General features: G+C 38.8%; 13 protein-coding genes. 7 read left to right on the top strand and 6 right to left on the bottom strand.

The window, feature by feature from the left end; translation table 11 throughout:
• Positions 1-246: 246 nt before the first annotated feature.
• Together B4A24_RS12630 and B4A24_RS12625 are read left to right on the top strand one after the other, a co-directional pair.
• On the top strand, positions 247-579 hold the full coding sequence (locus B4A24_RS12630; RefSeq protein WP_172394303.1) for a DMT family transporter: 333 nt from the start codon (positions 247-249) through the stop codon (positions 577-579).
• A gap of 53 nt (positions 580-632) precedes the next feature.
• Positions 633-1,931 (top strand): DEAD/DEAH box helicase, encoded by a 1,299-nt coding sequence (locus tag B4A24_RS12625; RefSeq protein ID WP_293945382.1) that lies wholly within the window; start codon positions 633-635, stop codon positions 1,929-1,931.
• A gap of 35 nt (positions 1,932-1,966) precedes the next feature.
• Here B4A24_RS12625 and B4A24_RS12620 read toward each other — a convergent pair whose 3' ends face one another.
• The 3 genes from B4A24_RS12620 to recQ all read right to left on the bottom strand — a co-directional run bounded on the left by B4A24_RS12620 (position 1,967) and on the right by recQ (position 6,171).
• A complete protein-coding gene (locus B4A24_RS12620; RefSeq protein ID WP_293945381.1) occupies positions 1,967-3,052 on the bottom strand; it encodes an SGNH/GDSL hydrolase family protein in 1,086 nt (361 codons plus the stop codon).
• A 95-nt stretch (positions 3,053-3,147) separates the two neighbouring features.
• The gene (gene kdsA, locus B4A24_RS12615; protein ID WP_293945379.1) at positions 3,148-3,963 is read right to left on the bottom strand and encodes a 3-deoxy-8-phosphooctulonate synthase; all 816 of its coding nucleotides are present in this window, start codon (positions 3,961-3,963) and stop codon (positions 3,148-3,150) included.
• A gap of 18 nt (positions 3,964-3,981) precedes the next feature.
• Positions 3,982-6,171, bottom strand: a complete 2,190-nt coding sequence (gene recQ / locus B4A24_RS12610) for a DNA helicase RecQ (protein WP_293945377.1) — start codon at positions 6,169-6,171, stop codon at positions 3,982-3,984.
• Between the two features lie 101 nt (positions 6,172-6,272).
• Between recQ and B4A24_RS12605 the strand changes: the two genes are divergently transcribed.
• From B4A24_RS12605 to B4A24_RS12590, 4 genes are all read left to right on the top strand, one after another.
• The gene (locus tag B4A24_RS12605; RefSeq protein WP_293945375.1) at positions 6,273-7,238 is read left to right on the top strand and encodes a KpsF/GutQ family sugar-phosphate isomerase; all 966 of its coding nucleotides are present in this window, start codon (positions 6,273-6,275) and stop codon (positions 7,236-7,238) included.
• A 98-nt stretch (positions 7,239-7,336) separates the two neighbouring features.
• The gene (locus tag B4A24_RS12600) at positions 7,337-7,711 is read left to right on the top strand and encodes a DUF1573 domain-containing protein (RefSeq protein WP_104382153.1); all 375 of its coding nucleotides are present in this window, start codon (positions 7,337-7,339) and stop codon (positions 7,709-7,711) included.
• 94 nt (positions 7,712-7,805) lie between these two features.
• Complete coding sequence (locus B4A24_RS12595; RefSeq protein WP_293945373.1) at positions 7,806-9,005, top strand: pyridoxal phosphate-dependent aminotransferase; 1,200 nt, start codon at positions 7,806-7,808, stop codon at positions 9,003-9,005.
• 160 nt (positions 9,006-9,165) lie between these two features.
• On the top strand, positions 9,166-9,459 hold the full coding sequence (locus B4A24_RS12590) for a hypothetical protein (RefSeq protein ID WP_104382155.1): 294 nt from the start codon (positions 9,166-9,168) through the stop codon (positions 9,457-9,459).
• Positions 9,460-9,519: 60 nt separating this feature from the next.
• Here B4A24_RS12590 and cmk read toward each other — a convergent pair whose 3' ends face one another.
• Genes cmk through topA form a run of 3 tightly spaced genes read right to left on the bottom strand, consistent with a single transcriptional unit; the run spans position 9,520 to position 13,030 of the window.
• On the bottom strand, positions 9,520-10,215 hold the full coding sequence (gene cmk, locus B4A24_RS12585; protein WP_288812400.1) for a (d)CMP kinase: 696 nt from the start codon (positions 10,213-10,215) through the stop codon (positions 9,520-9,522).
• A complete protein-coding gene (locus tag B4A24_RS12580) occupies positions 10,215-10,628 on the bottom strand; it encodes a hypothetical protein (RefSeq protein WP_104382157.1) in 414 nt (137 codons plus the stop codon). The genes cmk and B4A24_RS12580 overlap by 1 nt, the downstream gene beginning before the upstream one ends.
• A gap of 2 nt (positions 10,629-10,630) precedes the next feature.
• The gene (gene topA / locus B4A24_RS12575) at positions 10,631-13,030 is read right to left on the bottom strand and encodes a type I DNA topoisomerase (protein WP_293945369.1); all 2,400 of its coding nucleotides are present in this window, start codon (positions 13,028-13,030) and stop codon (positions 10,631-10,633) included.
• Positions 13,031-13,453: 423 nt separating this feature from the next.
• Between topA and B4A24_RS12570 the strand changes: the two genes are divergently transcribed.
• The gene (locus B4A24_RS12570; protein WP_293945367.1) at positions 13,454-14,299 is read left to right on the top strand and encodes a glycerophosphodiester phosphodiesterase family protein; all 846 of its coding nucleotides are present in this window, start codon (positions 13,454-13,456) and stop codon (positions 14,297-14,299) included.
• The last annotated feature ends 67 nt before the right edge of the window (positions 14,300-14,366 follow it).

Here is a 14,366-nt window from a genome sequence, read left to right as displayed (position 1 = left end):
ATAGTAAAGGGTTTAAAAAAAACTCGAATACATCTCATAAAGTCTATTCATTCCCATTAGTGGATTGGTCAAACTTAAATAAATTTACTTTTATAAACAATTAATACCTGCAAAATCGCCCGAACACCATTGAGTCGGCTATATTGCATCATTACTGTCATCAAAAACTCCTAAATTAAATGTCATCAGAACAAAGTAAAACACAAAAAGTGTAGCTTTGTTACAGTCCATTAGGAAGGATCATTTATGATGAAATATATATACCTACTTCTCGCGATTGCAGCAGAAATTTTCGCCACTACTTTCTTGAAAAAATCCGATGGTTTTACCTTATGGAAACCAACGCTTATCTGTATAATTGGCTATATTATAGCCTTTTATTTCCTAAGTATTACATTGAAGTACCTACCCGTTGGGATCTCCTATGCAATTTGGTCTGGGATAGGCATTGTTGCCATTACATTGATCGGCATGATCCTATTTAAGCAGATTCCCGATACAGCAGCTGTGATCGGAATGATACTGATTGTCGCTGGAGTTATTATTATTAATATGTTTTCAAAAATGGGTACACATTAGCTGATCTCAAAACTAAATGTGTATTTTTGCAACTTACATAAACTAAAGGATACGTGTCGTTAGAGAAACTAAAACTAAGCAAAAGATTGACAGCTACAATGACCGAACTCGGTTATTTGACCCCTAAGGAAATTCAGCGTAAGTGTATCTCCAGAATTCTTGGTGGACAAGATGTTATTGCGATTGCTCCCGAAGGAGCTGGCAAGACTACAACTTATGTATTATCAACCCTGATGAAATTAAAATTTACGGATGATGAGGCACCTAAGTTTTTAATCTTGGCTCCCAATGAAGAACGCATCAATGAAATTGTTGAAAAATTCTATCAGCTCAGTAAAAATAGAGATCTTCGTATTATTGGATTACGTGCTGGAGGAAGTATGGAGGAAGAAATCGAAGAATTAGTTGCTGGAAAGGATATTGTCGTTGCAACACCTAACCGTGCGCGGGCAATCTATCTTAAATTAGCACTGAACTTAAACCGTATCCAGACGTTCATTATTGATGATGCAGAAGAAATCATCAAGCAGGGCATGCAAACTCCGTTAAGGGAACTAGCAGAAAGTTGTGGTAAAGTACAACACCTGGTCTTCAGTACTGTTGAACATCAGAAACTGTATGACATGATTGATGCATATTTAAACGAGGATTATGCCTTGATAGAAGTGGATGAGTTGGAAAACAAATCCATAGATACCTTGGATCTCTTTCTATATCAGCTCCCTAATTTCACCACAAAAATCAATTTATTAAATTATCTTCTGCAGGATAAAGAAGTTTTTCAAAAAGTGATCGTTTTTGTTAATTCAAAGCTTACAGCACAGAAGTTAACAACGAGCCTATTCCAAGAGCGCAAAGAAGAGATCGCTATTTTAAACCCGCTCTTCTATGATGATTTTGGTTACGAAACAACCGAGGATTTTATGACCAATGTGCAATCCCGTGTATTGATCATTGCCCGGGAAAATAATACTGTAGTTGATGATCTCGCGAATATTCCTTTTATTTTGCAATTTGAATTGCCAAATGAAAAAGAGGAATTTTTAAACCATGTAGTCAAAAATAAAGAGAATGAGGATAGCGTGGTATTGACATTTTCTACCGATTTAGAACTTCCTATGGTTAGGAAAATCGAACAGGCTGTGGGAAAGAGAATGGAAATACTAGAGCTACCAGAAGATCTTCAAATCTACAATCCCTCGAATGATAAAAAGAAAAAATCAGCCAAGGAAGAACAAGATGACAGTTTCGGAGGTGGAGCATTTCATCAAAAGAAGGAAAGTAATGCAAAAACGTACAATTATGGTGGGGGTGAAAAAGCAAAAATGACGATGAAGTTGAAAAAGAAATAAAAGAGGGAAGTAAAAAACTTCCCTCTTTTATTTCTTTACTCTAACTCTAACACCTTTTTTAGCAGCTTAATATAGGCATTAGCAATATGCTCCATTCCCTGATCATTGGGGTGCGCATAATCTACCGTAGAATTCAAGTCAAGTCCTAATTCGTCACTTGATAACATAAAAATCCGACGCTCCCCCTGGGATTGTAATTTTTCGAAAGCTTTCTTCAAGACGCTACTACTTTGTTGGTATTCTTTATTTTTATCTTCGTTGAAAACCGTCGGAATACTCCCTGAACTATGTTGCGTTAGTATAATCGGTGTTGTAGGGTGTCCTTTCCTCAACAATGTAATTGCATTGAGCAATAAGGAATCCAGCTGTTCTTCTGTGCGTGATTTTGTAATGGCAAGATTGGGGATACAATCTAAAATATAACAAGCCGCATCCACTTGATTCATAACCTTTAGAATGGGTTCTTCAAGACGGCCATTCCCCGAAAAGCACAAATTCAAAACTTCGTTCTTTAGGGCACGCCCTACCTGGCTTGTCCAGGCAAGCCCCGGCCGGCTCGTACATGCCCCCTGTCCAATAGATGTCCCATAAACAACAATGGGTTTCAATGTAGCAGTACGGGTATACGCAAATTCACTATTACTTGGAATACCAATTTTCAGCCACTTAACCGTATTATATAAAGGAAGATACAAACGGTAACTGAAGTTACTGTTCTCACCAATATTCTTCCAAGTGTATGAAATCGTATCAGAAAAATTATAGTTACCATAAGCCCATTTCCAATCTTTATTGGTTTTATCGTAAGCGTAGAGATCTAAGCCGCTCACACCTGTAGTAGGCATGTGGGGCATATTTAATCCACCAGCAACTTGATATTGCACTTTAATTTCTGAAGCTGATGTTTGAAAATCAATATAGAGTCCTGCGGAATTTTCTCCCAATTGCCATACGGGTTTACGGACTTGGTTTTCTAATTCATCTGGAAGTCGATTAAAAGCTGTCAGTTTTTGATTGTCAATTCGGCCTTCTACATGTTTGTCCTCAAGCGGTGAAAACCACGTATAATTCTGTTGCCCTTTGACAATCGAAAACGAAAACAGTATGAATATGAGTGCCATGAAAAAAACTTTTGAAAACATAGGGAGCAATTTGAATTTGAATTGATTAAAAAAGGAGCCTATTGGCTCCTTTCTATTGCGATTTATTTATTATACTATAAAATAGCTTGTCTAACACGTATTAATTTTTCCATTAATCCTTCGAGTAAGTCCAGGTGCAACATGTTTGCCCCATCAGATTTTGCATTTGCAGGATCAGGATGGGTTTCGATAAATAAGCCATCTGCGCCCACAGCAATTGCCGCTTTGGCAATTGTCTCGATCAATGCTGGTTTTCCACCCGTTACTCCAGATGTCTGATTCGGTTGTTGAAGTGAATGTGTACAATCCATTACAGTGGGCACATTAAAGGAACGCATTTCAGGAATTCCCCTGTAGTCAACAATTAGATCCTGGTAGCCAAACGTATTCCCACGATCTGTCAAAAAGACTTTCTCATTGCCGGACTCTACAATCTTATCCACAGCAAATTTCATAGATCCAGCACTTAAAAACTGTCCTTTTTTTACATTAACGACTTTATTGGTTTTTGCCGCAGCCACCAATAGATCCGTTTGTCTGCATAAAAACGCTGGAATTTGAAGGACGTCGACATAAGCTGCTGCCATTGCTGCCTCATGGCTCTCATGGATGTCCGTTACCGTTGGAACACCGAAGGTCCTCCCTATTTTCTCCAAAATTTTTAATGCTTTTTCATCACCGATACCCTTAAAAGAATCCAAACGTGATCGGTTGGCTTTACGGTATGATCCTTTAAAAATATAAGGAATATTGAGTTTATCTGTAATAGTAACAATTTTTTCAGCAATTCGCATAGCGATTTCTTCTCCTTCAATTGCACATGGCCCTGCCATTAAAAAGAAATTCTGCGAAGTTCCATTCTTTATTTCAGGAATGTATTTGTTGATCATATGAATTATATAAAAATTTTAATTACCCAATTCCGATAAAAATTTGATACGCATCAATTGGATGTCTTCAAAAGTATAATCGTCGCCCCCTAATTCCTTAAGGGCATCATTTATTGAATCGGTTTCAGCCGTCTTAAAGTAATCGTACACTTCGTCTTGACGGTCCTCATCAATAATCTCATCAATAAAATAATTAATGTTTATTTTAGTACCAGCATTAACGATAGTTTCAATTTCTTTTAATATCTCCTCATAGGTAATTCCTTTTGCTGCAGCAATATCATCTAGCGCTATTTTCCGGTCAATATTTTGAATGATTGCCACTTTCAGCGCTGATTTATTTGCAGTACTTTTAATCACTAAATCTACAGGGCGGTCGATTTCATTTTCTTCCACGTAGTCTTTTATGAGAGCGATAAAGGAAGCACCAAATTTAATTGCCTTACCATTTCCTACCCCTTGAATTTGTTTTAATTCTTCGATATTGACGGGGTAATGTGTACACATTTCTTCTAAAGAAGGGTCCTGAAAAATAACAAAAGGTGGTAAAGATTTACTCTTGGCAATCTTTTTACGCAAGTCTTTGAGCATACCTAATAAGGTGGTGTCTAACGCTCCGGTACCATGACCGGCATCTTCACCACTCGTACTCTCTCCGCCTTCAATCGGACGGTTTAAAACAAACTTTAACTGATATGGATTTTCCAGATAACGTCGACCGATGTCGGTTAATTTCAACAAACCGTAATGATCAATGTCTTTCTCAATGAAATTGTCCAGTACGGCTTGTCTTAACAAAGACTTCCAATAAATAGAGCCTTTGTCTTTTCCCGAACCAAATAACCGGTGTTCATCATGCTTATAGGAAGATACAGGTTGATTGTTTTGTCCAATCATCACATTAACGACATGATGATCGTCAAATTTTTCGCCTTGCTCTTTAATAAAGCCCAGTACATCTTTTAAGGAGTCTTCGGCTTCAAAATATTCTTTTTCCGACCGGCAATTGTCACACATGTTGCTACAACCTTGTTCGTCAAAATTTTCACCAAAATAATGAAGAATCTGTTTACGGCGGCAGACAGCAGATTCGGAATAATCAATAACTTCTTTTAGTATCTGTGTCCCGATCTCGCGTTCGGCCACAGGCTTATCTTTCATGAATTTTGTCAGCTTCTCGACATCTTTCTCCGAATAGAATGCCAAACAGTAGCCCTCACCTCCATCACGACCCGCACGGCCAGTTTCCTGATAATACCCTTCCATAGATTTGGGGATATCATGATGAATAACATAGCGAACATCCGGCTTGTCGATCCCCATACCAAAGGCAATTGTCGCAACAATCACTTCGACATCCTCCATTAGGAATTTATCCTGTGTATCGGCCCTAGTTTTCGCATCAAGTCCAGCATGGTATGGTAGCGCTTTGATCCCATTAAGGTTCAAAACTTCACTTATTTCTTCAACTTTCTTTCTACTCAAGCAATAGACGATACCTGTCTTACCGGATTTGGTTTTGATAAAACGTACAATTTCTTTGACTACATCCTTTTTAGGGCGGACCTCATAGTATAAATTGCTCCGATTGAACGATGATTTGAATAACATAGCATCATTCATCTGCAAATTTTTACGGATATCGGATTGGACTTTCGGAGTTGCTGTTGCTGTCAATGCAATAATTGGAATATTCGATCCAATTTCATTGATAACCTGACGTATTTTACGATATTCTGGTCGAAAATCATGTCCCCATTCAGAGATACAATGTGCTTCATCTACGGCTACAAAAGATACCGTTATGTGATGCAAAAACTCTACATTATCTTGTTTAGCAAGCGATTCCGGAGCTACATACAGTAGCTTTGTCTTTCCCGCAAGCACATCCTCCTTTACTCGAGTGATTTCACTCTTGTTCAGGGAGGAGTTCAAAAAATGAGCGATACTATCTTCGCCGCCGAATGCACGAAGCTGATCCACTTGGTTTTTCATTAAAGCAATCAACGGGGAAATTACAATTGCAGTTCCCTCACTCATGAGTGCTGGTAGTTGATAACAAATTGATTTCCCTCCCCCGGTTGGCATAATAACAAACGTATCCTTCTTCTGAAGAATACTGGTTATAATAGCCTCTTGATCTCCTTTAAAAGTATCAAAACCAAAAAAATCCTGTAAATTGTCGAAAAGTGATTTTTCTATTTCCATTGCGCCTTGGGCAAAAATAAGATAGATAAATGAAGAAATAATCCTGAAAAATAATCTATTTTTGCAATCTATTCTAATACATAAAAGTAAGAGTATTTTTTGTGAAAAACAACTACGAAATAAAAAATATAGCTATTCAAGCTATTCAAGAAGAAGCGAAAGCAGTAGCTGCTCTGGCTCAATATATTGATGATGATTTTGTTACCGTGGTAAATAAAATTTTGCATCTCCAAGGTCGTGTAATCGTTACAGGTATAGGAAAGAGTGCCATAATAGCACAAAAGATTGTTGCAACATTAAATTCCACTGGCACACCGTCCATTTTTATGCATGCTGCCGATGCCATTCACGGAGATTTAGGCATTATCCAACAGTATGATCTGATTATTGCCATATCTAAAAGTGGCAATACACCAGAAATTAAAGTACTTGTTCCTTTTCTGAAGCAAACTAAAAACACGTTGGTGGCTTTGGTTGGCAATACAGAATCCTACTTGGCCAAAAATGCGGATTATATCCTGAATACCACGGTGGAGAAAGAGGCCTGTCCAAACAATTTAGCGCCAACGTCAAGTACAACAGCGCAGTTGGCCATGGGTGATGCCTTAGCGGTTGTCTTGCAGGAATGCCGGGATTTCACAGACCAGGACTTTGCAAAATATCATCCCGGTGGTGCACTCGGTAAGAAACTTTACTTAAAAGTCAGAGACCTATCTGATCAAAACGGCAAGCCGAGCGTACAATTGGATGCAAACGTCAGAGACATTATCATCACCATTACACACTTCAGACTCGGAGCCGTCGCTGTTTTAAAGGACACACAAATTCAGGGTATTATTACCGATGGTGATATCCGTCGCATGCTCGAAAAACATACTGACCTAGCGACAATCAGCGCGGCAGACATTATGGGCACATCCCCAAAGGTCATTGACAAAAACGAACTCGCAGCCAGTGCACTCCATATCATGCGGGAAAACAATATCACCCAATTGTTGGTAGCGGATCAGGGGAACTATGATGGCGTCATTCATATACAAGATCTGCTCAAAGAAGGAATAATCTAACTGTAATAAAATTGTTAGATGAATAATAAATTGACAATAAATACTACATTTGGCATATCAGTTGTACTAGTTTAATCACAAAGTAATATATTAGAAGCATGAAAAAGTATATAACAATCTTAGCAGTGATCATTTCCTTTATCGGTTTATCATCTATGCAGGCTGGTCAAGGGGAATTTAAATTTGAAAAAGAGACACATGATTTCGGCAAAATTCCAGCCGGAACACCTGTATCATATAATTTTAAATTTTCAAATACAGGCAGCGAGCCTATTATCATTTCGAACGTAGTCCCTACCTGTGGTTGTTCGGTGGCTGAATTTACCAAAACGCCTATCAAACCGGGAGAAACAGGAACCATCAAGGTTACTTATAACGCCGCGGCAAAAGCACCTTTTACCAAAAGTTTTACAGTACAATCAAATACGAAAACACCTGTAAAGACACTTTATATTAAAGGGATTGTGGAATAAAAATCCGACAGATAAAACAAAAAAAGCCACATNNATGTGGCTTTTTTTGTTTTATTTTGGTTAGCTTTGCACAACTAATTTTAAAAAAACTATAATGCCAGTAATATCAGAAAAAGGGCTGAATATGCCTGCGTCACCAATCAGAAAACTGACGCCTTATGCTGATCAAGCAAAAAAAGACGGTAAAAAAATATACCATTTAAATATCGGGCAACCTGATATCCAAACACCTGAAATTATGCTTAATGCATTGAAAAATATTGATTTCAAGGTGTGGGCTTATACTCCTTCTGAAGGTACGGCCTCCTACCGTAAAAAATTAGCCGAATACTATAACAAGTTAAATTACAATATTGAACCTACGGACATCTTGGTCACCAATGGTGGCTCTGAGGCGATCACAATTACCATGCAAGCATGTTTGAATGAAGGTGAAGAAGTGATTATCCCGGAACCATTCTATGCGAATTACAATGGTTTTGCCTGCTCATCTGATATTGTGATCAAACCGATCATGTCCTACATCGAAAGTGGATTTGCACTGCCTTCCATTGCTGAATTTGAAAAAGTAATTACGGAAAAAACAAAAGCAATCTGCATCTGTAACCCCAACAATCCGACAGGTTACCTTTATTCGAGAGAAGAGCTGGAAGCTTTACGTGAGCTTTGCCTTAAATATGATCTTTATCTATTTTCGGATGAGGCCTACCGCGAATTCTGTTACGATGGCAAGGAGTTTATATCCCCTATGCACCTGGAGGGTCTTGAAAATAATGTCGTCATCTTTGACACCGTTTCTAAACGTTATTCAGCATGTGGTGCTCGTATTGGTTGTATCATTACCAAAAACAAAGCGCTTTATCAGACTGCATTAAAATTTGCGCAGGCGCGTTTAAGTCCATCGATGGAAGGTCAAATTGCGGGAGAAGCTGCTGTAGATACACCAGATAGCTACTTTGAAGCAGTATCCAAAGAATATACAGCGAGAAGAGACACTCTGGTCAATGGATTAAATGCAATTGAAGGCGTTTACTCTCCTAATCCCGGCGGTGCATTCTATGTGGTTGCGAAGCTGCCCATCGATAACGCGGATAAATTTTGCCAATGGATGTTGGAAGAGTTTTCTTACAATAATGAAACGGTCATGATGGCTCCAGCTACTGGTTTTTATAGTACAGAAGGTGCCGGTACAAATGAAGTTCGCTTAGCTTATGTACTGAATCAGAATGATCTTAAAAACGCATTGACCTGTCTGGAGAAAGCGCTAGAGGTATATCCTGGAAGGACAAATTAAAAAGCAATGCGTAACCTTGCTTGCGGCCAGTCCAAAATGAGGACTGGCTTTTTTTTGCCCCACAACAAGCTTTAACGCCTTTTTTTTCTAATTTTAAAAAAAACAAAACAAAGTTTCGAGCGACATTGTTCTTATTACAGTATAACTAAAGATATTGCATATGGATAAATTGAAGAAATTCCAATTAATGGAAAAAATAGCAAGAGAGTTAGAAGATGTCAGAAACAGTCAACAAGCTGTTTTGGAAAAAATAGGCAAAATCGAAGTTGATAACATCGAACTTGGAGATAAGAATATTGAAAAGACAATTCCTGAGATTTATCAACGTACAGCGGATAATTCAGACGCTATCAAAGCGCTACTGGAATCTTTTCAAGAACAGACTGCAGAGTTTGGAGAGAAAAACAATGTCGACAAATTACTGGAGCAACAGCAAATCAATAGTATCAAATAGCTCGGGCTAAAATACAAAAGATGCCGATTTTTCAATCGGCATCTTTTGTTATATTTTTATTTATGCTTGCATCCTGGCTGCTTTAACTTTCAGATATTCTTCTTCGACAAAATGCAACTGTTGTTCCGGAGTCAAATTTGAGTTATCCAGCACGATGGCATCTTCGGCTTGCCGCAAAGGGCTCTCCGCACGGGTACTATCAATTCGGTCCCGATTGGCAAGATTTTCCACCACCTCTTCAAGTGTTACATCCTCCCCTTTTTCCGTTAGTTCCAGGTATCTTCTGGCTGCCCTAACTTTAGGATCAGCTGTCATGAAGATCTTGAGATCGGCATCCGGAAAAACCGTGGTACCAATGTCACGACCGTCCATAATGATATTTCGACGGCTGCCCAGCTTTTGCTGTTGCGCAACCATGGCGGTACGCACCGCTTTAATTGCACTGACCTCGCTCACTTTATCGGAAATATACATCTGACGGATCTCTTCCGAGATGTCTTCATCATTCAGGTGAATCTCCGTTTTGACAGCATTGGGAATAAAGTCGATATGGATATCATTTAAGGCGGTATCAATCGCTTCCTGATCGTTCAAAGCGATATTATGACGTGTAAAATAGAGTGTTACTGCTCGATACATCGCGCCACTGTCAATAAAGGCAAATTTTAATTTTTTAGCCAGAGCTTTTGCCAGTGTACTCTTTCCACAAGAAGAAAAACCATCTATGGCAATGATAAAATTGTGTCTTGTGCTCATTATTCGTTTCCTCCTATGATGACACCGGGTTTATTTACCAAGGGAACCTTAGTCAGGTTACCATCGACGATGCTTTCGGGTAAAAAGATATATTTTTTATCGTAAATAATATTGTCAATATAAAAACTCAACCAATATTCATTGGTCAGGCCAAATACCTGCTCGTCGATTGCCTCGACCCGATCAAAGGATTTTGCTTCAATATTTCCGATGAAATGCCGCAAAGTGGTGGTTGTTACTTGCCGACCATCTTTTTCACCGTAACCTTTTGAGCTGATCAGCACATTCTGTATCGCTATATTTTTATCGTTAATGACATACACTGTCCAGTTTTTTGTCTCCACAGTCTCGCCTTCCAAAACCACGGCAATCATAATATCTTTTACTATATTTTCTGGCAAATCTGCTTTCATCCTTATTTAGACTTTGTCGTTTTCTTTGCTGGAGCCTTCTTTGCTGTCGCTTTTTTAGCAACTGTTTTCTTTTCGGCAGTTTTTGCTTTAACAGCTTTACCTTTCGGTGCATCCGCTTCCGCCCACTTCAGCACATCTTCATAGCTGATTTTTTCGATTTCTGTTCCTTTCGGAATTTTCAGATTCTGCTTTCCAAAACGAATGAATGGTCCCCAACGGCCCTGTTCGATCTGTGCATCCGGATTTTCATCAAATACACGGATCACTTTTTCAATATCTTTCTGACGTTTCTCCTGAATAATCTGAATGCATTCCTCTTCGGTCACGTCCAACGGATCTACGCCTTTTGGCAAGGAATAGAAAGCGGAGTTATGACGGATATAAGGTCCAAATCGACCGATGGCAACTGTCATTTCCTTATCTTCAAATACGCCTACTTTTTTGGGAAGTTTAAATAACTCCATGGCATCTTCAAAGGTAATCGTTTCAATCATCTGTCCTTTGCGCAACGATGCGAATCGAGGTTTTTCCTCATCATCTGGCGAACCGATCTGAACCAGAGGCCCGAATTTTCCGATACGCACAGAAACCGGTTTTCCGGAAACTGGATCTATCCCCAGTTCACGTTCATTATTGGCGCGATCAGCATTTTCCAGCGTATCCTCCACTTCGGAGTGAAAAGGGCCATAGAAATCGTGCAGCATTTTTGTCCACTCGGTCAATCCATGCGCAATATCGTCAAACTCTTTTTCGACATTCGCCGTAAAGTGAAAATCTACAATACCATTGAAATGCTCTACCAAGAAATCATTCACGACAATACCGATATCAGTGGGGAACATTTTCCCTTTTTCGGCGCCTGTAATTTCTGTTTTGGTAACTGCTTTCAGTTCGGCATTCTCGAGGGTCAATACCCGATAGTCGCGTGATCTTCCTTCCCGTTCTTCTTTAACAACATAACCACGATTTTGAATTGTAGAAATGGTTGGCGCATAGGTAGACGGTCTACCGATACCTAGTTCCTCTAATTTTTTTACTAATGCCGCTTCCGTATAACGTGCCGGAGGTCTTGTAAAGCGCTCTGTAGCTGACATGCTTTTCAACGTCAGCTGTAATCCGACCGTCAATGGTGGCAGGATTGCGTTATCGCTATCTTCATCCAGTGTTGTCTCCTGATCATCATCCACGGATTCCATATAGACTTTCAGAAAACCGTCAAACTTCATCACCTCTCCTGAAGCATTCAGATCTTCCGGACGTGTAGAAATGGAAATCTTAGCCAACGTACGTTCAAATTCTGCTTCACTCATCTGAGATGCAATTGCTCTCTTCCAGATCAGTTCATATAACCTCTTTTCAGCCGAATCACCTTCAATGGTATGTTCCGAAAAATAGGTAGGACGTATAGCCTCGTGTGCCTCTTGCGCACCCGAAGTTTTTGTTTTATATTTTCTTACTTTATGGTATTGATTGCCATAAGCCGATTTAATTTCTTTTTCTGCTGCTTCAATAGCTGTATCACTCAAATTGACGGAATCCGTACGCATATAGGTAATACGTCCCGACTCATATAAACGTTGGGCAACCTGCATCGTCCTTGCGACCGAGAAGCCAAGTTTTCTACTTGCTTCCTGTTGTAAGGTTGATGTGGTAAATGGCGCAGCCGGTGAGCGTTTTGATGGTTTTGTTTCCAGATTTTTAATCGCAAACAAAGCTGCTTTACAGTCTTCCAAAAATCGTGTCGCCTCTGCTTCTGTTGCAAATCGTTGCGGAAGCTCGGCTTTAAAACTATCTTTGATCTTACCGGTATGGAAAAACGCAACAATCTTAAAAGCCGCCTCCGGTTCAAATTTGTTAATCTCACGCTCACGGTCTACAATTAATCGAACTGCAACAGATTGTACACGGCCTGCAGATAGCGAAGGCTTAACCTTTTTCCATAAAACAGGAGATAATTCAAAGCCCACTAGCCGATCTAAAACCCGTCTGGCCTGTTGTGCGTTAACAAGATTATAATCTATTTTACGGGGATTGTCGATAGCTTTTAGTATCGCTGGCTTTGTGATCTCATGAAACACAATACGTTTTGTACTTTCATCCTTTAATCCCAATGTCTCAAATAAATGCCAAGAAATAGCTTCTCCCTCGCGGTCCTCATCGGATGCAAGCCAAACAGTTTCTGCTGCCTTAGCTAATTTCTTCAGCTCGCTCACAATAGCTTTTTTATCGGAGGGAACCTCGTATTTCTGTTCGAAATTCTTCTCTGTATTAATCGCATCATCGGTTTTCACCAAGTCACGGATATGTCCATAACTTGACTTTACCATAAAATCGCTTCCTAAATATCCTTCTATCGTTTTTGCTTTCGCTGGAGACTCAACTATCAATAAATTTTTCGCCATCTAATTTGAGATTTGTGCAAATAAAGGGAATTCTAAAAGGAATGACAATAATTTCTTGCAAAAAAGACAAAAAAAATAGATTTCATCTTGGTATATAACTGTATTTTCTATTGCAAAACAACGTCAACATTGTCCCTAAGAGTATCCTCTTCTCGTAAAGTAAGGTCAATCTAACAGATTTTTAAAGCTCCGCTTTTCTTCATTTCAACAATTTCGAATCATTTTAGTTCGTGCTATTTTAAACGCACTTTCGAAATAGAAAATCAAGCATGCAAAGTCGCCGAAATAAAATAGGTTGTGTATATTCGCCTATTCAAAACGGGATAACCCTTATTTTGTTTTAAATATAGTAATATAATGAAAAAAAGTCTACGTAGAATAGCGTTTTTTAGTGTAATATCGTCCTTTATATCTTGTTCAGTAATGAAAGATTCCACTCAACCGGCAAACAGTTTTCCTAAACTGAGTTTGGAAGCACACCGTGGAGGACGCGGCTTATATCCAGAAGAGTCTATCGCTGCAATGAAAAATGCAATTGACCTGCCTCAAGTAACTACACTCGAAATGGACTGTCATATTACCAAGGATAAGAAAGTTGTTGTTTTTCATGATGACTATCTCAATCCCAAATTTGTATTAAAACCGGATGGCAATGAAATCCCTGAAAAGGATAAATCCCTGAAGATCTATGCAATGAATTATCAAGATCTCATTAGGTATGATATTGGATCGAAGTTTTACAAAGAATTTCCTGAACAAAAAAAACAGGTGACGCGTATAGCAAAACTCGCTGACCTCATTGATAGTACAGAAGCCTATGCCCTCCAAAAGAGAAAAGCACCCATGTTTTATAACATCGAGGTAAAAAGCAACGAAGATAAAGATGGTATCAATCATCCACGAGTGGAGGAATTTGTCGATTTAATTGTACAGGTCATCACAGAGAAAAAAATTGCCGCACGTACAGTTATTCAATCCTTTGATATTCGTGCTGTTAAGTATCTCAACACTGCCTATCCCCAACTAAAAGTGTCTTATCTTATTGATGCAAATTATTCAAAAAACGCGCAAGAAACAATCGATGCTCTAGGTTTTACACCCTTCATTATAAGCCCACACTATAAGTTAGTGAACAGCGATTTTATTCGCCAATACCATAAAGTGAATGTAAAGGTAATTCCATGGACAGTAAATACGAAAACTGTTATGGCGCAACTAAAAACTTTGAAGGTGGATGGAATTATCAGCGATTATCCAAACTTATTCTAATTCCTTGATGTTTTAAAATCAACTTGTTTTAGTATATAATGATTTAAATCTAAAAGACTAAACCAAG

The organism is Sphingobacterium sp. UBA7249 (assembly GCF_002472835.1).
GTDB classification, from domain to species: domain Bacteria; phylum Bacteroidota; class Bacteroidia; order Sphingobacteriales; family Sphingobacteriaceae; genus Sphingobacterium; species Sphingobacterium prati.
Note: the sequence above shows the minus strand (reverse complement) of the source record. Positions and strands in the feature narration are given on the sequence as shown.